Origin of the sequence: Paenibacillus sp. (assembly GCF_035645195.1) — a bacterium.
Classification (GTDB): Bacteria; Bacillota; Bacilli; order Paenibacillales; family YIM-B00363; genus Paenibacillus_AE.
Window position 1 is genome coordinate 128,795 of sequence record NZ_DASQNA010000037.1, and the last position, 18,960, is coordinate 147,754.

At 61.5% G+C, this 18,960-nt stretch carries 18 protein-coding genes and 1 riboswitch; of the genes, 10 read left to right on the forward strand and 8 right to left on the reverse strand.

Annotated features, from left to right (window positions below):
- Positions 1-8: 8 nt before the first annotated feature.
- Together VE009_RS19740 and VE009_RS19745 are read right to left on the reverse strand one after the other, a co-directional pair.
- Positions 9-1,073, reverse strand: coding sequence for a glycosyltransferase (locus tag VE009_RS19740; RefSeq protein WP_325010588.1), 1,065 nt, complete (start codon positions 1,071-1,073; stop codon positions 9-11).
- Complete coding sequence (locus VE009_RS19745) at positions 1,070-2,086, reverse strand: phosphotransferase (protein WP_325010590.1); 1,017 nt, start codon at positions 2,084-2,086, stop codon at positions 1,070-1,072. Before VE009_RS19745 ends, VE009_RS19740 begins: the two co-directional genes overlap by 4 nt.
- A 209-nt stretch (positions 2,087-2,295) precedes the next feature.
- On the opposite strand from VE009_RS19745, the gene VE009_RS19750 reads away from it, so the two are divergent.
- Both VE009_RS19750 and VE009_RS19755 read left to right on the forward strand, forming a co-directional pair.
- The gene (locus VE009_RS19750; protein ID WP_325010592.1) at positions 2,296-4,155 is read left to right on the forward strand and encodes a glycosyltransferase; all 1,860 of its coding nucleotides are present in this window, start codon (positions 2,296-2,298) and stop codon (positions 4,153-4,155) included.
- The gene (locus VE009_RS19755; RefSeq protein ID WP_325010594.1) at positions 4,152-5,234 is read left to right on the forward strand and encodes a glycosyltransferase; all 1,083 of its coding nucleotides are present in this window, start codon (positions 4,152-4,154) and stop codon (positions 5,232-5,234) included. Before VE009_RS19750 ends, VE009_RS19755 begins: the two co-directional genes overlap by 4 nt.
- Positions 5,235-5,326: 92 nt before the next feature.
- On the opposite strand, the gene VE009_RS19760 is transcribed toward VE009_RS19755, so the two are convergent.
- Positions 5,327-6,400 (reverse strand): glucose-1-phosphate thymidylyltransferase, encoded by a 1,074-nt coding sequence (locus tag VE009_RS19760; protein ID WP_325010596.1) that lies wholly within the window; start codon positions 6,398-6,400, stop codon positions 5,327-5,329.
- 268 nt (positions 6,401-6,668) lie between these two features.
- On the opposite strand from VE009_RS19760, the gene VE009_RS19765 reads away from it, so the two are divergent.
- The 3 genes from VE009_RS19765 to VE009_RS19775 all read left to right on the forward strand — a co-directional run bounded on the left by VE009_RS19765 (position 6,669) and on the right by VE009_RS19775 (position 9,069).
- Complete coding sequence (locus VE009_RS19765; protein WP_325010598.1) at positions 6,669-6,875, forward strand: hypothetical protein; 207 nt, start codon at positions 6,669-6,671, stop codon at positions 6,873-6,875.
- A 19-nt stretch (positions 6,876-6,894) separates the two neighbouring features.
- On the forward strand, positions 6,895-7,695 hold the full coding sequence (asd, locus tag VE009_RS19770; protein ID WP_325010600.1) for an archaetidylserine decarboxylase: 801 nt from the start codon (positions 6,895-6,897) through the stop codon (positions 7,693-7,695).
- Between the two features lie 63 nt (positions 7,696-7,758).
- Positions 7,759-9,069, forward strand: a complete 1,311-nt coding sequence (locus VE009_RS19775) for an aminotransferase class I/II-fold pyridoxal phosphate-dependent enzyme (protein ID WP_325010601.1) — start codon at positions 7,759-7,761, stop codon at positions 9,067-9,069.
- 182 nt (positions 9,070-9,251) lie between these two features.
- On the opposite strand, the gene VE009_RS19780 is transcribed toward VE009_RS19775, so the two are convergent.
- The 5 genes from VE009_RS19780 to VE009_RS19800 all read right to left on the reverse strand — a co-directional run bounded on the left by VE009_RS19780 (position 9,252) and on the right by VE009_RS19800 (position 14,703).
- Positions 9,252-9,458 carry a zinc ribbon domain-containing protein gene (locus tag VE009_RS19780; protein WP_325010603.1) on the reverse strand — a complete coding sequence of 69 codons (207 nt, stop codon included), beginning with the start codon at positions 9,456-9,458 and terminating at the stop codon, positions 9,252-9,254.
- A 130-nt stretch (positions 9,459-9,588) separates the two neighbouring features.
- Complete coding sequence (locus VE009_RS19785; RefSeq protein WP_325010605.1) at positions 9,589-10,662, reverse strand: aminopeptidase; 1,074 nt, start codon at positions 10,660-10,662, stop codon at positions 9,589-9,591.
- 34 nt (positions 10,663-10,696) lie between these two features.
- The gene (locus VE009_RS19790; RefSeq protein ID WP_325010606.1) at positions 10,697-11,899 is read right to left on the reverse strand and encodes an ABC transporter permease; all 1,203 of its coding nucleotides are present in this window, start codon (positions 11,897-11,899) and stop codon (positions 10,697-10,699) included.
- Entirely contained in the window at positions 11,896-12,645 is a 750-nt protein-coding gene (locus VE009_RS19795; RefSeq protein WP_325010608.1) for an ABC transporter ATP-binding protein, read from the reverse strand. The genes VE009_RS19790 and VE009_RS19795 overlap by 4 nt, the downstream gene beginning before the upstream one ends.
- Before the next feature lie 132 nt (positions 12,646-12,777).
- Positions 12,778-14,703: an S-layer homology domain-containing protein gene (locus tag VE009_RS19800; protein WP_325010610.1), complete on the reverse strand. Its 1,926-nt coding sequence runs from the start codon at positions 14,701-14,703 to the stop codon at positions 12,778-12,780.
- A gap of 225 nt (positions 14,704-14,928) precedes the next feature.
- Positions 14,929-14,972: riboswitch (PreQ1 riboswitch) on the forward strand.
- Between the two features lie 60 nt (positions 14,973-15,032).
- Here VE009_RS19800 and queC point away from each other — a divergent pair.
- The 5 genes from queC to VE009_RS19825 all read left to right on the forward strand — a co-directional run.
- A complete protein-coding gene (queC, locus tag VE009_RS19805; RefSeq protein WP_325010631.1) occupies positions 15,033-15,698 on the forward strand; it encodes a 7-cyano-7-deazaguanine synthase QueC in 666 nt (221 codons plus the stop codon).
- Entirely contained in the window at positions 15,695-16,138 is a 444-nt protein-coding gene (locus VE009_RS19810; RefSeq protein WP_325010612.1) for a 6-pyruvoyl tetrahydropterin synthase family protein, read from the forward strand. Before queC ends, VE009_RS19810 begins: the two co-directional genes overlap by 4 nt.
- Positions 16,135-16,860, forward strand: coding sequence for a 7-carboxy-7-deazaguanine synthase QueE (queE, locus tag VE009_RS19815; protein WP_325010614.1), 726 nt, complete (start codon positions 16,135-16,137; stop codon positions 16,858-16,860). Before VE009_RS19810 ends, queE begins: the two co-directional genes overlap by 4 nt.
- Before the next feature lie 123 nt (positions 16,861-16,983).
- Positions 16,984-17,634 (forward strand): glycoside hydrolase domain-containing protein, encoded by a 651-nt coding sequence (locus tag VE009_RS19820; RefSeq protein WP_325010616.1) that lies wholly within the window; start codon positions 16,984-16,986, stop codon positions 17,632-17,634.
- Between the two features lie 852 nt (positions 17,635-18,486).
- Positions 18,487-18,960, forward strand: a 474-nt coding sequence (locus VE009_RS19825; protein ID WP_325010618.1) for an IS1595 family transposase, incomplete at its 3' end; no start/stop codon positions are given.

Consider the following 18,960-nt stretch of genomic DNA (forward strand, 5'->3'; position numbering starts at 1 on the left):
CTCCCCTTTCACAGCAGTCGTTGATAAATGGACTCCAGCCGCTGCACTTGCTTCGCCGCGTCGAAGTACCGTTCGATTTTCGCGCGCCCCTTCTTCCCCATGGCGAGGCGCAGCTCCGGCTGTTCGATCAGCGTGGAAATCGCTTCCGCGAGCTTCGCCGCGTCCCGCTCCGGCACGAGCAGCCCCTCTTCGCCGTCGGCCACCAGCTCGGGAATGCCGCCGTGCTTCGTGGACACGACCGCCATGCCCGTCGCCATCGCTTCCTTGATCGCGTTCGGGATGCCTTCCTGATTGCCTTCCTTCGTCGTCAAGCTCGGCAGGCAGAACAGGTCGGCCTCGCGGAGCAGCTCCGTCATTCGGTCATGCGGCACGTATCCCTTCAGCTTGACGTACGGTCCCAGCCGCAGCTTGCGGATGAGCTTCTTCAGCTTATCGCGCTCGTCGCCGTCTCCGACGATGACGAGCCGGGCCGACGGATGAGCATCGTGCACGAGTTTGAACGCCTTCACTAAATACCGGAAGCCCTTCTTCTTATGAAGCCGGCCGACGCCCATCAGCAGGACGTTCTCGGTCCGCGGCTCGCGCTCTACGTACGCAAAGCGGGAGACGTCGATGCCGCTGTACATGATTTTGATCTTTTTGCTCGGGCAGCCCCAGCGAATCAGCTTGCGCTTCATATGCCGGGACGGCACCGTGAACTTGTCGCCGTACTTGAACAGCCTCGGCAGCTGCCGATGGTACGAATTGCGGCGGTCCCGCTTCTCGGGCAGATCGAATCCGTGGAACGACGTGATCATCGGAATGCCGAGCTTTCGCTTGACCGGCACCAGCTTGACGCCGGCGTTGCCGAAGCGGGCGTGAATCAGCTTGATATTTTTTCTCTTGAACAGCCGCGCGATGTGCGACGGCCGCCGCGGCAGCGAGCGGATCCGCGAGAACGGGAACCGCTTCAGAAACATTTTTTTGCGCGCGAACACGATGGGCTTTACCGTTCGGATCCGCTTCAGCTCGTTGTAAATGAACGTTTCCGACCGGGGCAGATACCGGAGCCGGACGAAAGCGATCCGTTTCATGCGTATCCCTCCTTTTCGCCGGAACCTTCGGGAAAAAAGCGTCTGCGGACGAACTCCGTCTTCGCCGCTTCGTGCGCAAGCCAGCGTTCCAGCTCCTTTTCGCTTTTGCCGAGGTATTTTTGTTTGCGCAGCGTCCGCTCGAACGTATGGGGAAACAGGAAATCGATGCGCACGAGGCGGGCTTCGTCCGGATGGAGCGGATGACAGCGCTCGTATTCGTCCAGCATGCGAACCAGCGCCGCCGCCTCGAAGGGGTGTTTGCCCGCGTAGATCCCGTACATGCGGAGCAAATCTTTCGACGGCAAATCGTATCGAACGTCCTCGAAATCGATCAGGACGTACCGCTCTCCGCGTCGAAGCACGTTGTTGTTGTGCAAATCCCCGTGCACGAGCGACATCCCGCCGCGCCGTCCCGCGCGGACGTCCTCGTAGGCGCTCCGCCGGAGCATCGCGAGCGCGAGCTCTCCCGCTTCCTCGAAGAACGGAACGCGCCGCGCGATGAGCCGCGCCGCCGCGTCCCCGCCTGCGTTCGACGCCGCCCAGCGCCGCATCGACCGGATTCGCTCTTCGTACTCCTCCCGCCAGTCGCGGTGATCGTACCGCCGCACGCCTCGGGGAAGCGTCAGCTTGCGGGACGCCGCATGAAACCGGGCCGCGGCCCTCGCCACCGGGAGCAAGTCGTCGGGACGGCGCAGCGAGACGCCTTTGCCTTCCTCCCATTCATACAGAACGAACGGCGCCCCTTCATGCATAAACACAAGATCGCCGTTCTTCGCCGGCACCGGCCTCGCGAGCGGAATGCCGGCGTCCGCGAGCAGCCGCTCCGTCTCCGCGATGAAACGCTGCCGCTCCTCCGGCACGAACAAGCTCTTCAGCGCGTACGCCGCGCCGTCGACCGCGTCGAGCCTCGCCACGAAGCTCGATTTCGGCACGCGTTTGATCCATTCGCGCGAACGAAACCGTATCCCGTAGTGCTTCTCTGTTTTGATGATCAGCTTCTCCGTTGTGACCACGCTCCTTGTGTCGCAAACCCCCTCTCTACCCAACAACCTATGCTCTCGTGGAGAAAAAGCGTGGGCAAACCGGCACATATTGCGGCGCCGCCGTACCGGGCCCGAGGCGGTCGTCTATACACACCTCTCCGCGGAGTCATAGAGTAAAGCAGTAACCGGGAAGGGAGGAATGTCCCCTGAATCGCATAGCCGTCATACGCTCCTCGTTTTTGCCGATCAGCGAAACGTTCATTTACGGCGAACTGCTGCACTTGAAGCGGTATGAGCCGCACGTGTTTTGCGAGAAGCGCATCAATAAAGCCCAAATGCCGTTCGACCGCGTCACGGTCGACCCAAGCGGGAAGGAGCTCGAGCGGCGGGTGCGCCGGCGCGATTTCGCGCTGTTGCACGCGCGCTTCGGGATGGCCGGCGTGAAGCTCGCGCCGCTGCGCGCGAAGTGGAACGTCCCGCTCGTCACGTCGTTCCACGGCTGCGACGCGCCCGGGGCGAAGCGGATGCGCAAGCAGCGAAAGAAGCTCCTCGAGCTGTTCGCCGCCGGCGACTGCTTTACCGTTCCGTGCGCGGCGATGAAAGCGGAGCTGCTGCGCTACGGCTGCCCCGAGGAGAAGGTCGTCGTCCACTACAGCGGGATCGATCTGGAGCGGTTTCCGTTCCGGGAGCGGACGCCGCCCGAGCGCGGGCCGATTCGACTGCTCTACGTCGGCCGCATGGTCGAGAAGAAGGGCGCCGACGTGCTGCTGCACGCGTTCCGGCTCGTGCGCGAGGCGTTCCCGAACGTGCGCCTCACGATGGTCGGCGAAGGCAAGCTGCTGCCGTCCATGCGGCGTCTCGCCGCGAAGCTTCGCCTGACGCGCTACGTCGAATTTACGGGCGCGCTGACGCATCGCGAAGTGGCGAAGCAGCTTTTGTCCGCGCATCTGTTTTGTTTGCCCAGCATGAGAGACAGCGAAGGAAGCATCGAAGGGATCCCGAACGCGCTGAAGGAAGCGATGGCGACGGGCTTGCCGGTCGTCTCGACGTTCCATTCGGGCATTCCGGAACTGATCGAAGACGGCATCAGCGGCCTCCTCGTGCCGGAGAACGACCCCGCCGCCCTCGCCGGCAAGCTGATCCAGCTGATCAGCCGGCCCGACACGTGGGGGCGGTTCGGCCGGAACGCGCGCGAACGGATCGAGACCGACTTCGACCGGAACGCCCAAACGGCCAAGCTCGAGGCGCTGTTCGATCGCATCATCGCATCGCATGCCGCGCTGGAGGCCGAACGGCGGGAACGCCCGCTTTTCAGCGTCGTCATCCCGACCTATAACCGGGAGAAATTCATCGGCCGCGCGATCCGCAGCGTGCTGAACCAAACGTGCGACGATTACGAAATCATCGTCGTCGACGACGGCTCGACCGACCGGACGCGCCGCGTCGTTCAGTCGTTCGGCGGCCGCGTCCGGTACATCCATCAGCCGAACCGCGGACCGTCCGAAGCGCGCAACACGGGCATCCGCGCCGCTCGGGGCGAGTTCATCGCGTTTCTCGATTCCGACGACCGGTTTCTCCCGAATAAGCTGGAAGCGAACCGCAAGTTTCTCGAGAAGCATCCGGAATGCAATTTCTTGTACTCATGGTATTACGACGTCAATCTTCGGCGGCGGAAGCTTCGCAAAGGGAAGCAGTACAAAGACTTGGATCAGTTCCGCTATCATTTGTACCGGCGCGATTTCACGATCCGCACGTCCACCGTCGTCGTGCATCGCAGCTGCTTCGAGAAGGCGGGCTTGTTCCATCCGAACTACCGCTATTCGCAGGATTGGGATATGTGGCTGCGGCTCGCCGCCCATTACCGCGGATTTTGCCAGCAGAAGGCGCTGGCCGTCTACCGCAGGCACGAACGCAAGCATCTGCCTTCCTCGAAGCGGCATCGGCGCATCCGGAGCGCCGCGCTGAAGCTGTACCGCTGGGGGGAGAAAGATCTCGCCGCGATCAGCAGCGGACGCAAGACGTCCGGCGCGAAGGCGTCGGCGGAAGCGCCGAATTTCGGCGCAAGACTATTCGGCATCCGAAGGGGGTTGCGTTCATGAAAGACACGGAACGGACAATGCTGCACCATAAATATTCGCTCGCCGACGGGCACGTAACGGCGCAAATTTTGAACGTGGAAGGGTATCGCGGCGTTTTCGTCACTAGAAAAAAGAAGGAGCTTCGCCCGGTCGGCAAGGACGTCGAGGTATGGTCGCTCGGCGACATCGAACGCAAACCGGACCTTTTGGAGAAGCGGCGCGTCGTAGGCATGCACGTGCATCACGGCACGCTCGCGTCGCCGTTCCATTTTTTGAAGAAGGAGCTCGGCCTCCCGTTGTTCGTCGGCTTCCGGGGCAACGACGCGACCGCGTATCCGAGGAAGAACGCGGAAAACCTGGAGTCGCTGCGCAAGCTGTTCAAGCTCGCGGACCGATTTTTCCCGGTATGCGAGCATCTGAAGCGCGAAATTATGCGTCTCGGCTGCCCGGAGGAGAAAATCCGGGTGCTGTACGGCGGCGTCGACCTGAACCGGTTCGAGTTTCGGCCGCGGACCGTGGAGGCGGACGAGAAGCTCCGCGTGCTCGCGGTCGGGCGCTTCGTAGAGAAGAAAGGCTTCGACGTGCTGATTCAGGCGTTCGCCGAGCTGAAGCGGCGGCGCGAGAAAGCGAAACTCGTCTTGATCGGCGAGGGGCCGTTGGAACCGCAGTACCGAAAGCTGATCGACCGCGCCGGCCTCGGCAAAAGCGTTAAGCTGATCCCGTGGGTCGACTATCGAAGCATTCACGAGGCGTATGCGAAATCCCACATCTTCTGCGCGCCGAGCGTCACCGACGCGAACGGCAATCAAGAGGGCATTCCGAACACGCTGAAGGAAGCGATGGCTACCGGCATGCCGGTCGTTTCGACGAAGCATGCGGGCATTCCGGAGCTGGTCGAGCATCGGAAATCCGGCCTGCTCGTCCCGGAGCGCGACGCGAAGAAGCTGGCGGAAGCGCTCGTGTGGATGGCGGAGCATCCCGAGTGGTGGTCGGAATTCGGAGGCAACGCGAGAAAGAAGGTCGAGCGGGATTTCAATTTGCGGACGCAGCTCGGCAAGCAGAAGAATTTTTACGACGAAGTGATCGGTAACCGGTCGTAAAGCGGAGGAATTACGAAGAATTACGGGGGAGGCGGGGCAGCCTCCTCTTGTTTTCGTTCCGTCGTCGGACGAGCCGCCCCGCGCCGCGGACGTCACCGCGGCAGATGCATTTGGGAATGGTCGCCCACCCATAGTCTCGCGCGCTTCGGCGGCTGCGATTGGCCGATCACGCGCGCGTCGGCGCCGATTAAGCTTTCGTCGATGCGGGTAGGCACGTTATCGAGCACCGCATGCTCCATGACGATGCTGTTCTCCACCTCGCTGCCGCGGACGACCGCATGGTCGGCGATCGCCGTGTACGGGCCGATGTAGCTGTTCTCGATCCGGCATCCTCGGCCGATGACGACGGGACCGCGGATGACGCTGTCGATGATTACGGTATTCTCGCCGACGACGACCGGGCTCGTGACGTTGGAGCGGGCGTCGATGTCGCCCTTCACTCGCAGCCCTTCGAGCCGCCTCAAAAAGTGCTGGTTGCACAAGATCAAATCCTTCGGCTGACCGGTGTCCTTCCACCAATACGGCGAGCGGAACACCCCGACCTGCCGGCCGTCCTCCACCAGCTTTTGGATCGCGTCGGTCAGCTCGTATTCGCCCCGCGCCGACGGACGCAGTCCCGCGATCGCGCGGAAAATCGACGCGCGGAACAAGTACACTCCGTTGATGGCGAGATTGCTCGGCGGGTGCTTCGGCTTCTCGACCACTCGGACGAGACGGTCGCCGTCGAGCTGCACGACGCCGAACTGCTCCGGACGGTCGACCGGGCTGACGGACACGAGGCCTTCGAGCCGTTCGAGCCGGAACCGCTCGATCAGCGGCGAGAGCGGGCCGTCGATGACGTTGTCGCCTAAATACAACAGAAAGTCGTCGCCCCCCACGTAGTCCTCCGCCACCCTCACGGCGTCCGCGAGCCCGAGCGGCTCCGGCTGTTCGACCAGCGTAATCTTGATATTCCACGGCGCGCCCCCCCGGAGCGCCTCGTCGAACGACTTCCGGTAGCCGGGAGGAACGACGACGGCTATATCCGCGATGCCCGCGCGGACCATGGATTCGATGCCGTAGAACAGCACCGGTTTGTTCATGACCGGCAGGAGATGCTTCGGCCGGGAGAAGGTGAGCGGACGCAGCCGCGAACCCCTGCCGGCGCATAAGAGTAAGCCCTTCACTAGGTATCCCTCCACGCTGTAATGACGTTGAAACGCGACAATCGTCTCCCTTTACTGTATGGCAGATGCCGCGCGAAAGGCACGGTAACTATCATGGGGCGTTCGACTAAATGTACAGCCGTTCGCCCTTTGGGCGCGGCGAAAGCGGAGGGCGCGGCAAAAGCGGCGCGGCGAAGCGGTTCGCGGAATTCGCAGCCGGGCATAGGAAAAATTCGCATTTCTTAGTATAATAACCGAGTGAACTAACGGAAGGGATGGAATCCGCCGTATGCCTGAGCTTGTAGGGTTGAAACGAAAGTTGCTGCAGCTCACGTCCGAGCTCGTGTCGGGCTGCCCGTTCTGCGTCTCCGTCTCGAACGACGTCGAGAGCAAAGCGCCGATCTGCTGCACGAAATGGTCCGGCTCATCGTACCCTGTAAACGTCAACTCAGCCACCTGTTTGTCTTGCGGCGAATACCGAAAAACGACGACCTGATTTAGGAGACCCGGACATCATGTGGAATATGATCTTTCGCACGTTAACCGAGCTGACCTCGAGACCCGCCCTCGCGAAGCTTGCCGGCGCGTTCGCCAAATCGCCCGCGAGCCGCAGGCTGATCCCGAGATTCGCGGCCATGTACCGCATCGCGGTCGAAGAGGCGGAGCTCTCTATCGAGGAGTACGCCTCTCTCAACGATTTCTTCATCCGCCGGCTGAAGGCGGAGGCGCGCGCCGTCGACGCCGGCGAGCGGTCCGTCGTCAGCCCCGTCGACGGCACGGTCGCCGACGCGGGCGTCGTCGGACCGGAGCGCGCTTTCCTGGTGAAAGGCCAGACGTACACCGTCGACGAGCTCTTGAACGGCTCGCCGCACGCATCGCGGTACGACGGCGGAACGTTCGCGGTCATTTATTTGTCGCCGGCCGATTACCACCGCATCCATTCGCCGATCGACGCGGCCGTCATCGAAAGCGACCGCATCCCGGGCAAGGTGTATCCGGTGAACGATCCGTCCATGCGCCTTATGCGGAAGGTGCTGTCCCGGAACGCCCGCCTCGTCACGTATTTAGAAAGCTGCGGAACGACGACCGCGCTCGTGAAGGTCGGCGCGATGAACGTCGGCTCCATCCGCTATGTCGCCGGCGACCGGCCGCCCGAACGCGTTAAGAAGGGCGAGGAGCTCGCCTATTTCGAATTCGGGTCCACCGTCGTCCTCTTGTGGGAGAAAGGCGCGTTCGTCCCGTCCGAACGGCTCGCCGCCGGAGCGAAGCTCCGCATGGGCGAGAAAATCGGCGACATCCCCGCCGCTCGCGGATGACGCCCCCGCGGCGCCGTGATATAATACACGAAAACCTTTTGTCGGAAGGAATGACCTGTTTCCATGAATCCCCAAGCGGTCCAAGTCAACGAAACGCTGAAGAGCGCGAACCCGGCGGCGTACGACATGCTGTCGCGGCTCGGTCAGTCGATCTATTTCCCGAAGGTCGGCATTTTGAACCAGTCGGCCGAGGCGAAGAAGCTGGCCAAGACGTTCAACGCGACGATCGGCATCGCGACGGAAGGCAAGACGCCGATGCACCTTGCCTTGCTGCAGGACAATTTGTCCGAATACGCGCCGGCCGATCTGTACCCGTACGCGCCGCCGGAAGGCAAGCCCGAGCTGCGCGCGGTATGGCGCGAGAAGATGCTGAAGGAAAACCCGTCGCTCGCGGGCAAAACGTTCAGCAACCCGATCGTCACGAACGCGCTCACGCACGGGCTCAGCATCGTGGCCGATCTGTTCGCGGACGAAGGCGACGCGGTCGTCATGCCGGAGAAAAACTGGGAGAACTATGAGCTGACGTTCGGCATCCGCCGCGGCGCCCGCATCGTGACGTTCCCGCTGTACGACGAGGCCGGCAAGTTCAACAGCGCCGGGCTGCTGGACGCCGTTCTCGCCCAGAAAGAGCGCGGCAAAGCGATCGTCGTCCTCAACTTCCCGAACAATCCGACGGGCTACACGCCGACGAACGCCGAAGCGGAAGGCATCGTCGCCGCCGTCAAAGCCGGCGCGGAAGCGGGCGTCAAGACCGTCGTCGTGACGGACGACGCGTACTTCGGCCTGTTCTTCGAAGACTCGGTCCGCGAATCGCTGTTCGGCCGGTTGATCGGCCTTCATCCGAACGTGCTGCCGATCAAAGTCGACGGCGCGACGAAGGAAGAATTCGTCTGGGGCTTCCGCGTCGGCTTCATCACGTTCGGCGCCGGATCGGTCGAGGCGAACGAAGCGCTGGAGCAGAAGACGCTCGGCATAATCCGCGCGACCGTTTCGAGCTGCGCCCACCCGTCGCAGACGTTCGTACTGAAGGCGCTGCAGCATCCGGATTTCGACGCGCAGCGCGCCGAGAAGGTCGAAATTTTGAAAGCCCGCGCGAACCGGACGAAGCAGGTGCTCGACAGCGGCAAATACGACGACGCTTGGGATTACTATCCGTTCAACTCCGGCTACTTCATGTGCTTGAAGCTCAAGACGGTGAACGCCGAGGCGCTTCGCCGCCATGCGCTCGAGAAGTACGGCGTCGGCACGATCGCTCTCGGAGACACCGATCTGCGCGTCGCGTTCTCGTGCCTTGAAGAAGGCGACATCGCCCAGCTGTTCGAACTGCTGTACCAAGGCGTGAAAGAATTGGAACAAGTACAGGTCAAACCTTAGCCGAATGAAGAAAGCCGCTCCGCCCGTCATGCGAATGACGGCGAAGCGGCTTTTTATTTGCGTTGGCCTCAGTTACGCTTGCTGCTGCACGAGACGATAGTCCGTTGCGCGTACGCCGCAACATTACAGCGAAACTTCGCTCCGAAGAGGACGCTCGGCGAACGAATTCCGCCCGGCGACGCTTATCCGCCGAAGAAGAAATCGATCGCGTTCGACGCTTTGGACGACTTTCGATGGTAAAACTCGGAGTATCCGCAATGTTTACAATACACGACGATAAATTCGTTGTTTTGGATATCGAACATTTTCGACAGCCCCGTCCCGGTCATAGCGACTTCTTTCGTAGCGGCGTCTCTGCTTCCGCACTTTAGGCAGCCTCCGGCGCTCATTCGCGCACGCTCCTTTCGTCGATCATATATTCTTATTTACGAAACGAACGCCCCCTTCGTTCCTGCGAGGTCAATAAAAAACGACCCCCGCCGCGCGGGAGTCGTTCTGCGTTCCCAAAATCGTCTTACGTTAAAACACCCATTTCCCGTTTTTTTGCACGAGCTCGCCGTCGAGGTAAATCTCCCCGCCGTCCATCAGCCCTTTTACGATGTCCCAATGGATAACCGACTTGTTGCCGTCGGGTCCGCCTTGTTCGTACGCCTGGCCGAGCGCCAGATGAATCGAGCCGCCGATCTTCTCGTCGAACAGGATGTCCTTCGTCGGCCGCGTAATGCCGTAGTTGGCGCCGATGCCGAGCTCGCCCAAATAGCGCGCGCCTTCGTCGCTGTTCAGCGCCTCTTCCAAGAACTCCTGCCCTTTCTGCGCCGTCGCCTCGACGACCTGGCCTTCGCGGAAGACGAGGCGAATGCCCGAGATCTCCCGGCCGCGGTACGTCGTCGGCCATTCGAAGAATATCGTGCCCTCCGTCTTCCGGAAATTCGGCGTGTAATAAAACTCGCCGTCCGGGATGTTGTGGCGGCCGGCCGCGATGATGCCTTTGCGCCCCTCGATGTCGACCGTCACATCCGTGCCGTTCGAGCCGACGATGCGAACCTTGCTCGCCGCGTCGAATTTCGCCGCCGCGGCCTGCATCGAACGTTCGATCTCGGCATAGTCGACGTTCGCCGCGCCGTAGATGAAGTTTTCCAGCTCCTCGAGGGACATCTCCGCATCCTGCGCGTAGCCCTGCGTCGGGAACTTGGTCAGCACCCATTTCGCCTTGTCCGCCATCAAATGCTCGAGCGCCGGACGTCGAGCCTTGCTGCGCAGCGTCATCCGGCGGGACTCGACGTTCGTCAGCTCCTTCGTATTTTCCTCCGACAAAATGTTGACGTACCCGTCCATATGGTAAAAGAGCAGCTCCGTCCAGCCGGCGTACCCGATCTGCTCCTCCGTCCCTTCGCGCATGAGCGTGCCGAGCAAGCCTGGAACCTCTACGTTCGTGTGCGGGTAGCCCCCTGCCTTCAGCACGCTCTTGTACACTTCCCGAATCAAAGGAATGGCGCTCGTCGAGCCGTTGATCAGTATTTTCTCCCCGGGCTGCACCTTGAGCGAGTGATTGACGAGGATGTCGGCCAGCCTTACAATTCTTTCGTCGGCCATCGAACTACCACCTTTGTTTTATATTTGTAGACCATTATAAACGAAGGGGACGTTTGCTGGCAAAAAGGAAAGCGGCCGCCGCGCCGGCGGCGGCGCACGCCGCGGCGATGCCTGGCGGAGCGACGACGGCGAGCGGAACGGCGAGCAGCGCGGTCAGGACGAGCTGCGCCGTCCGCTGCACCGACCGCTGCGACCGCTCGCGCAGGGCGTCCGGCAGCGGCGACATCGCGGCGAGCAGCGGCTCCTCCGGCGGCGTGCGGATGGCGCGCAGCTGCAGCCCCATGATCCAGCAGGCCGCTGCGAACGCTGCCGCGGCCGCCCCCGGGTGCGGGAACGCCCAGACGAACAGCGCCTCGACGGCGACGATGCGCAGCGCGAGCGCGGACAGCGTCGAGCGCAGAAACGTGCGCCAGTATAAGTATAGAAAGGCGTTCGTACGCTTATGCGGAAGTATTCGCAGCAGGGCGTTCCAATACGGGCGCGCCCGATACGTCTCCGCGCGATGCGGCAAATCGACGAACAAGCCGAACCACGCTTCGTGCAGCGCGACCGTGCGCCGTTCGGCCTCGACGAGCCGCTCCCAATGGTACCGATACGCCTTGGGCGCGCGGAGCGCGGCAGCGTACGCCGCCCAGAGCGCGAGCAGCCCCGCCGCCTCGGCGTCGAGCGGACCGCGCAGCAGCGTAAACGCGGTCGCGAACGCGGCCGCCGCCTTCGCGGCGGCGAAGGCGAAGCGCGCGCCGGCGAAGCGGAGTTGGCGCTCCTTCCACGCGCCGTAGACGAGCAGCGCCTTCAGCGCCAGCAGCGCCGCGGCGGCCCCCGCGTAGGCGGCTGCTCCGCCGAAGCCGGCGGCCGCGTAGAACGGCGCGTACAGGGCGAGCGCCGCCGCGAGCGCCGCGCCGGACCATGCCGCGCCAAGCCGCTTCGCCGCGCGGAAGTAGCCGGCAAGGCGCGCCTCCATCGGCAGCAGCAGCACGAGATCGGCCTGCGTCAAATACGTGCGCGCCGGATTCCACGCGAGCGCGGCGGCGGCCGCGGCGGCGGCGAAGGCGGGGAGCCACGGCCCGACCGCGCCCTCCGCCTGCGCCCGGTTCAGCAGCGACGCGTAGCCCTGCACGAACAAGATGAAAGCGAAGCCCATCGCGAGACCTCCGCTGCCGAGCACGTACCGCCAATAAGGCATCGTCTCGCGTAAATACGCGGCGCGACGCCGCTCCCACAGCGACCGCGCGTTCATCTGGCCGCCCCCCCGACGAGCTTGAAGAACGCCTGCTCGACCTTCCCCTCGCGCGGCGTGCCCGCCGCGGCGATGACGTCCTCGGCTGCGCCCCGCGCGACGACGCTTCCCTCGTGCAGAACGACGTAGCCGTCGCAGTAGCTTTCTAGCATCGATAAAATATGCGAGCTGACGATGAGGCCTGAGCCCGCCAGCTTCTCCTCCCGCATCTGCTCGAGCAGCGCCTCGATCGCGAGCGGATCGAGTCCGAGGAACGGCTCGTCGATGACGTACAGCGGCGGCCGGACGAGAAACGCGCACATGAGCATCACCTTCTGCCGCATCCCTTTCGAGAGATGTCCCGCGAATTTGTTCTTCTCGGCGCCCATGCGGAACCGCTCCAACAGCCGGTCCGCCCGCTGCCGAAACGTCTTCTCGTCGACGCCGTACGCCATCGCCGTCCATTCCAGATGCTCCCATACCGACAGCTGATCGTACAGCAGCGGACTCTCCGGCACGAACGCGAGCGACGACCGATACGTCTCGACGTCCGCTTGCAGCGTGCGTCCGCATACCTCCACCGTGCCGGACTGCGGCAGCAGCAGCCCGATAATATGCTTCATCAGCGTGCTCTTGCCCGCTCCGTTCAACCCGAGCAAGCCGATCAGCTCGCCGGGCCGCACCCTTGCGTCGACGTCCCGAAGGACGGGACGCCGCCGGCTGTATCCGCCGACCAAACCTGTAATTTGCAATACCGTTTCGTTCATCGTTCACCTCGAGCTCGGTTTGGTTCCAGTCTGCTCCCATTATAAACCAAACGTTCGGCGAAAAGACAACGCCCCCGAAACGGCGGCAAGCCCCGCCGGAGAGGCGGGGCTTGCGCCCGGTTGATCTATTTATTATTTAATGTTGATAATCGTTACGAGCTGGTTCGCGACGACGAGCTCGACATTCGTCACGCCTTTCTCGAGCGTCAGCGCGTTGCCGTTGACGACCGCGTCGGCGGAGACGTTATAGACGCGAGTGACGACGCTGTTATTCTGCTCGGTGGAGATCGAAATTTGCACCACTTTGCCGTTTTCCGTCCGGTGGCCTTGGTACTTGCCCGTCACCGTGTAGACGCCGGTGTTATTGTCGGACACCGGGCTGGTCACGGTCAAGTGCAGCACTTTGCCGCTAGCGAGCACGACGCTCACCCCGTCGCCCGGCTGAACGGCGCTCAAGGAGACGACGGCGCCGTTGCGAACGATCGTCGCGTTCGCTTCCACCGGATACGAAACGACGGTATTGTTCACGGTCAGATCGATCGTGCTGCCGTATACGGCCGTCACGACGCCGCTGACTTGCCCGCTTTCCGCGATCGGCTGCGTCACGTTCACGTGGATGACGACGCCGCCCGCCACGACGACCGACACCTGATCGCCGACTTTGACCGCGCTCAGCGTAACCGTCGCGCCGTTCCGAACGATGATCGCATCGCTTTTCACCGTGTACTGCGTCGTTTGCCCATCCTTGACGAGCGTCAGCGTGTTCGCGCCGACCGCCGTCACCGCGCCGGTTTTCGTACCGTCCGTCACCGTCGCCGTCTTCGTCACATTCACGTGCACGATCTGGCCGCCGGAGACGACGACCGTCGCCTCGTCGCCGACCTTCACCGCGCTCAGCGCGACCGTCGCGTTATTGCGCAGAATGACCGCGTCGCTCTTGACCGTGTATTGCGTCGTTTGCCCGTCCTTGGACAGCGTCAGCGTATTCGCGCCGACCGCCGTCACCGTGCCCGTTTTTTGCCCGTCCGTTACCGTGGCGGATTGCGTCACGTTCAAGAAAATGACGAGTCCGTTCGATACGACCGCCGTCACCTTGTCGCCAACCGCGAGGTCGCTAAGCTTCGCCCATGCGTTGTTGCGCAGCACCGTTACGTCTTGGCTGACCGCGTACGCCTTCGTTGCGCCGTTCGCCGTAATCGTCACCTTGCCGTCGACGATGCCCGCGAACGTGCCGTTCACCTGCGCGTACCCGGAGTCGGAGTCCGGCAGCTGATCGCCCGTCCGGTCGAGGATGGCCGCCAGCTCGGCGCGGGTCACCGGCTTATTCGGACGGAACGTGTTGTTGTCGTAGCCCGTGATGAGCCCTTTCTCCAGCGCAACGGCGACGTAGCCGACGGCGCCCGCCGGAATTTCGTTCTTGTCTTTGAACGTCAGGCTGGCGTTCATTTTCGCCTTCGCTTCGTTCTCGAGGCCGAGCGCCTTCACGAGCAAAATCGTCGCCCACAACCGATCCGCCGGCTGTTCCGGCTTTACTTCGGTTTCCGTCTCGAGGAACAAGTCGTTCTCCGCCGCGACGGCGACGTACCCTACGGCCCAAGGATATTTCTTCTCGATTTTATCCGCATCCTTAAAATTAAGCTCCGTCGACATTTCGGCGGAGGATTCCGCCTGCGCGCGCAGCCCCATTTGACGGACGGCGGCCGTGATCGCCTCGATGCGCGTCACCTTCTGGTTCGGACGGAACGTTCCGTCCTCGTAGCCGGTGAATACTCCGCGCTTGACCAATTCCGCGATATATTGAAGCGCCCAGGCGGATTCGCTCTCGACGTCGTCGAACGTCAGCAGAACGATCCTCCCGTTCACCTCAATATGTATCCCGCGGATGTCGTCGTCATCGTCCTTGTCGTCATCGTCACGGTCGTCTTTGTCCTTCTTGTTGTCTTTCTCCCAAGCAGGCTTGCCCGCCCAGTCCGGCTTCGCCGCGAAGGCGGACGTCGCTCCCCCGGCTACGATCGAAAACGCCAACGCGCTGATCAACATTTTTTTCCACATGCTCATTTGTTTCCACTCTCCCATGTGTTTGTACTTCCGAGCCGCGATTGGCCCGATATACGCACAATGTTCGGGGGGCGCGCAGCCTTTCGGGGGGTGCCCCCAACAATTGGGAGGAAAGTCCCGTCATAACGGGAGATACGCCTGACCTCCTATTCCCTATGGCTATGACTTCAGCAATGTAGTACAATAATCGGCAATCGCATAGATTCCGACGTCGGCAGCGCCGCATCGGGAGAGGTTCTAGCAAACCCTCTATAAAAAACTAAGGATTACGGTACCTATCTCCTTAGGTATCGTTTTTTAATGTTTCCAGGGAAAGGATCGTGAAAATGATGAAAGACGAAAACGCAATCGTCGTGTTCAGCGGCGGTCAAGATAGCACTACCTGCCTGTTTTGGGCGATGCGGCGCTTTCGCCGGGTGGAGGCGGTCACCTTCGATTACGGACAGCGTCATCGGGCCGAGCTGGAGTGCGCGGCGCGCATCGCCGCGGAACAGGGGATCAAGCATCACGTACTGGATATGTCGCTGCTGAACCAGTTAGCACCCAATGCTTTGACCCGAGAGGACATCGCGATCGAACATGAGTCAGGTTCGCTGCCGACGACGTTCGTCGACGGGCGCAATTTGTTGTTCTTGACGTTCGCCGCCGTGCTCGCCAAGCAAGCCGGGGCGAAACATCTCGTGACCGGCGTCTGCGAAACGGATTTCAGCGGTTACCCCGACTGCCGGGACGTGTTCATCAAATCGTTGAACGTCACCTTGAACTTGGCCATGGATTATCCGTTCGTCATCGACACGCCGCTGATGCGGCTTTCCAAAGCGGACACGTGGCGATTGGCCGACGAGCTCGGCGTCCTCGATTACGTCCGGGAACAGACGCTCACATGCTACAACGGCATTCCGGCCGACGGCTGCGGGGAATGTCCTGCTTGCCTTCTCCGTCGGCGCGGACTCGAGGAATATTTGCGTTCCCGCAGCGAGGAGGCGCTGCCATGATTCAACAAATTTACCCGTCGGTTCCCCATCCGTACCGGTACGAATTGAACAAAGATTTGCAATTCGCGGCGGCGCATTATGTCCCGAGCCCCGCCGCCGGACCTTGCAGCCGCGTGCACGGGCATACGTATTTCGTCAATGTGACGATCGCCGGTAACGATTTGGACGATAACGGCTTTTTGGCGAATTTCTCGGACATCAAACGTTGGATTCACGACCGGTTCGACCATTCGCTGCTGAACGACCACGCCGAACATTTTCAAGACGATGATTCGAATCGGTACCCGACGACGGAAGTCGTGGCTCGAACGATCTGCGAGCTGGTGCAATCGCATTTAGACCGGACCGTCAATCGGCCCCGCTGCTTGCAAGTCTTTCTCAGGGAAACGCCGACCAGCTACGTCGTGTACCGCCCGATGGCGGGCGGAGGTCTCTTATGACGGAGCGATTCCCGGTCTTGGAAATTTTCGGACCGACCGTCCAGGGCGAGGGCATGGTCATCGGGCAAAAAACGATGTTCGTCCGTACGGCGGGCTGCGATTATTCGTGCGCCTGGTGCGATTCCGCGTTTACGTGGGACGGCAGCGGCAAGCGGGAGATTCGGATGATGGAGGCGGCAGACATCGTCGGCGAGTTGTTCCGGACCGGCGGGGATACGTTCTCCCATGTGACGCTGTCCGGGGGCAATCCAGCGCTGCTGCCTCGTCTGGGCGGGCTGATCGCGCTGCTGCACGACCGAGGGCTGAAGGTCGCTTTGGAAACGCAAGGCAGCTTGTGGCGGGATTGGTTTTGGGAGCTCGACGAACTGACGCTGTCGCCGAAGCCGCCCAGCTCCGGCATGACCCCTGACCTGCGAGTGCTGGACGACATCGTAGATCGACTGACGAGCCGGAACCGGAATTACAGTCTGAAAGTCGTCGTCTTCGACGAAGAGGACCTCCGGTTCGCCGAACAGATTCACAAGCGATATCCGCTGGCTCCTATGTATTTGCAATCCGGCAACGACGCCGTGACGGAGTCCGATGCGTCGGCGCTGCTGCCTCGGCTGATGGAACGCTACGAATGGCTGGTTGAAACCGTGATGCGTTCTTCGTCCCTCCGCTCCGTGCGCGTGCTGCCGCAGCTTCACGCCTGGCTGTGGGGAAATCGACGCGGCGTGTAACCGATCTGCCGCGGCGAGCGGCGTCGAAGATTCAGGCGACTTTCCCGCATCTTCCCTCGAACGCTTCCCGGCGCGCCGCATATACTGGGCTAAACCGATACGCAAAGGAGTTCGTGATTTGTTATGGCAAGAGCGGTATGGGGCGTCGACTCCGCATCACCCGCGGATGAGCGGCTGCTCGCGTGCGTGCGAGAGCACTACGGCATGCCGGAGTTTTGGGGCCGGTACATCAAAACCGTGCCGGGAGCCGCCGACGGGTTGACGCGCCGCGAAATCGGCTTCCTGCACGGAAAGGGCATCAAAATATTGCCGATTTACAGTGATTTTCGGAGGGCTGTCGGCCTTGCGAACGGGCGCATCGCCGCCCGCAACGCGATCTATAACGCGAAGCTGCTCGGGATCCCGAAGAACGTCGTCGTGTTCGCCAACGTGGAGCGGTTTTTCGACGTCGACGAAGCGTGGATCCGGGGATGGGTCGAAGTGTTTTACGCGAGCGATTACAAGCCCGGGTTTTATCACGATCCGACGGAAGGCGGCTTCGCCGCTGCCTACTGCCGGGCGGCGGCTGCGGACGCCAAGGTGGGGTCCCACTCTATTTTATGGAGCGCCGAACCGGACCCGGGCGTTACCGAGAAGGACAAAGCCCCGGCCTTCGGGCCGAAGGCTCCCCCGTGCGCAGGCCACGTTTGGGCATGGCAGTACGGGCGCGACTCGGAGGTATGCCCGATCGATACGAATTTGATCTCTCCGCTGTTGGCGAAGCATCTGTGGTAGAAATAGAAGCTGACGTTCCTAGCGCTGCCGATCCCGCTTTCGCTATGGGCGATCGGCGCGTATGGCTAACGTCCCTGCAAGCCTTGCCGTACTACACCGCTTCGTTCGGCGCCGCGACTCCGTATTTCCTCTGGCTGATCGGCCGGGACCGAGCTCGGTCCCTGCCGAGGCGGCGGCGGACGCTTCCTCACGATAGCAGGGAATAACAAATTCCCACCCGTCTACGCCTGATCTCCTGTTCCATTCCCATTCCGTGCATATTCCCTTCCTTTTAGCAGCCAAGTTCGCATTCCTTTCATATAGCAAACTGCGTAACGCGGGTCCAATAGGCGACTCCTCGGAACGCAGTTTTTTTCGTTGGTTCCCGCCCCCTTTTTTCCAACAAGTGCGCCCCGCCCTCCGGTCCCATCCTCCTCACGCCGTGCAATGCCTCTCAAGAGCGCATTCCGTTCATATTCCCTTCTCTCAGCAGCCAATCTCTCATTCCTATCGTATAGCAAACTGCGCAACGCGGGTCCAATAGGCGGCTCCTCGGAACGCAGTTTTTTTCGTTGGTTCCCGCCCCCCTTTTTTCCAACAAGTGCGCCCCGCCCTCCGTTCCCATCCTCCTCACGCCGTGCAATGCCTCTCAAGAGCGCATTCCGTTCATATTCCCTTCTCTCAGCAGCCAATCTCTCATCATATAGCAAACTGCGGCAAACACGGGTCCAATAGGCGGCCCCTGAGCGCAACCTTTTCGTGGGTTACCGCGCATTCCGTCCATATTCCCGCTCCTCAGCAGGCAATGGAAAGTACATCTTTATACCAGAACATATGTTCGGTATAATTTATCTTGTAAGGAGTTGATTTAACATGGATAAACAAAGCCGAGCTTATCAATATTTCTACCGTCAACGCTGGCCGAGCGGTTTTGAATGCCCACGGTGCGGATATACGGGCTGCTATACGATCGGTACCCGTCGTAACCCCCTTTACCAATGCGCACTGTGCCGTCACCAAACCTCCTTGACCGCCGGCACCGTCATGGAGAAGAGCAGAACTTCCTTGGATAAATGGCTCGCCGCCGTCGAACTGCTAAGTTCGTCTTACGGTGTAAACGCAGTCCAACTGTCTGCAAGGATCGGCGTTTCCCACAAAACCGCATGGCTCATGCTCCGCGCTTTTCGTCGGGCGATTCATAGATTAGAGGAAGAACGCCAATTCTTAGGGACCGTTCACGCCGGCCTCCAAGTGCTCGGTCCTTATTTCTTCATTACGCATGCCCTTTATCGCAGAGAACGCGTTATTCTTATCGGGGGTTCCATGGACAATCGCACCGGGAAAGCT

What these genes read in the sequence shown, in the direction of transcription:
- VE009_RS19795 (WP_325010608.1), bottom strand. Translation starts at nt 12,645, where the DNA reads ATGAACGAAACGGTATTGCAAATTACAGGTTTGGTCGGCGGATACAGC.
- queC (WP_325010631.1), top strand. Translation starts at nt 15,033, where the DNA reads ATGAAAGACGAAAACGCAATCGTCGTGTTCAGCGGCGGTCAAGATAGC.
- VE009_RS19775 (WP_325010601.1), top strand. Translation starts at nt 7,759, where the DNA reads ATGAATCCCCAAGCGGTCCAAGTCAACGAAACGCTGAAGAGCGCGAAC.
- queE (WP_325010614.1), top strand. Translation starts at nt 16,135, where the DNA reads ATGACGGAGCGATTCCCGGTCTTGGAAATTTTCGGACCGACCGTCCAG.
- VE009_RS19790 (WP_325010606.1), bottom strand. Translation starts at nt 11,899, where the DNA reads ATGAACGCGCGGTCGCTGTGGGAGCGGCGTCGCGCCGCGTATTTACGC.
- VE009_RS19740 (WP_325010588.1), bottom strand. Translation starts at nt 1,073, where the DNA reads ATGAAACGGATCGCTTTCGTCCGGCTCCGGTATCTGCCCCGGTCGGAA.
- VE009_RS19800 (WP_325010610.1), bottom strand. Translation starts at nt 14,703, where the DNA reads ATGAGCATGTGGAAAAAAATGTTGATCAGCGCGTTGGCGTTTTCGATC.
- VE009_RS19820 (WP_325010616.1), top strand. Translation starts at nt 16,984, where the DNA reads ATGGCAAGAGCGGTATGGGGCGTCGACTCCGCATCACCCGCGGATGAG.
- asd (WP_325010600.1), top strand. Translation starts at nt 6,895, where the DNA reads ATGTGGAATATGATCTTTCGCACGTTAACCGAGCTGACCTCGAGACCC.
- VE009_RS19810 (WP_325010612.1), top strand. Translation starts at nt 15,695, where the DNA reads ATGATTCAACAAATTTACCCGTCGGTTCCCCATCCGTACCGGTACGAA.
- VE009_RS19780 (WP_325010603.1), bottom strand. Translation starts at nt 9,458, where the DNA reads ATGAGCGCCGGAGGCTGCCTAAAGTGCGGAAGCAGAGACGCCGCTACG.
- VE009_RS19765 (WP_325010598.1), top strand. Translation starts at nt 6,669, where the DNA reads ATGCCTGAGCTTGTAGGGTTGAAACGAAAGTTGCTGCAGCTCACGTCC.
- VE009_RS19755 (WP_325010594.1), top strand. Translation starts at nt 4,152, where the DNA reads ATGAAAGACACGGAACGGACAATGCTGCACCATAAATATTCGCTCGCC.
- VE009_RS19785 (WP_325010605.1), bottom strand. Translation starts at nt 10,662, where the DNA reads ATGGCCGACGAAAGAATTGTAAGGCTGGCCGACATCCTCGTCAATCAC.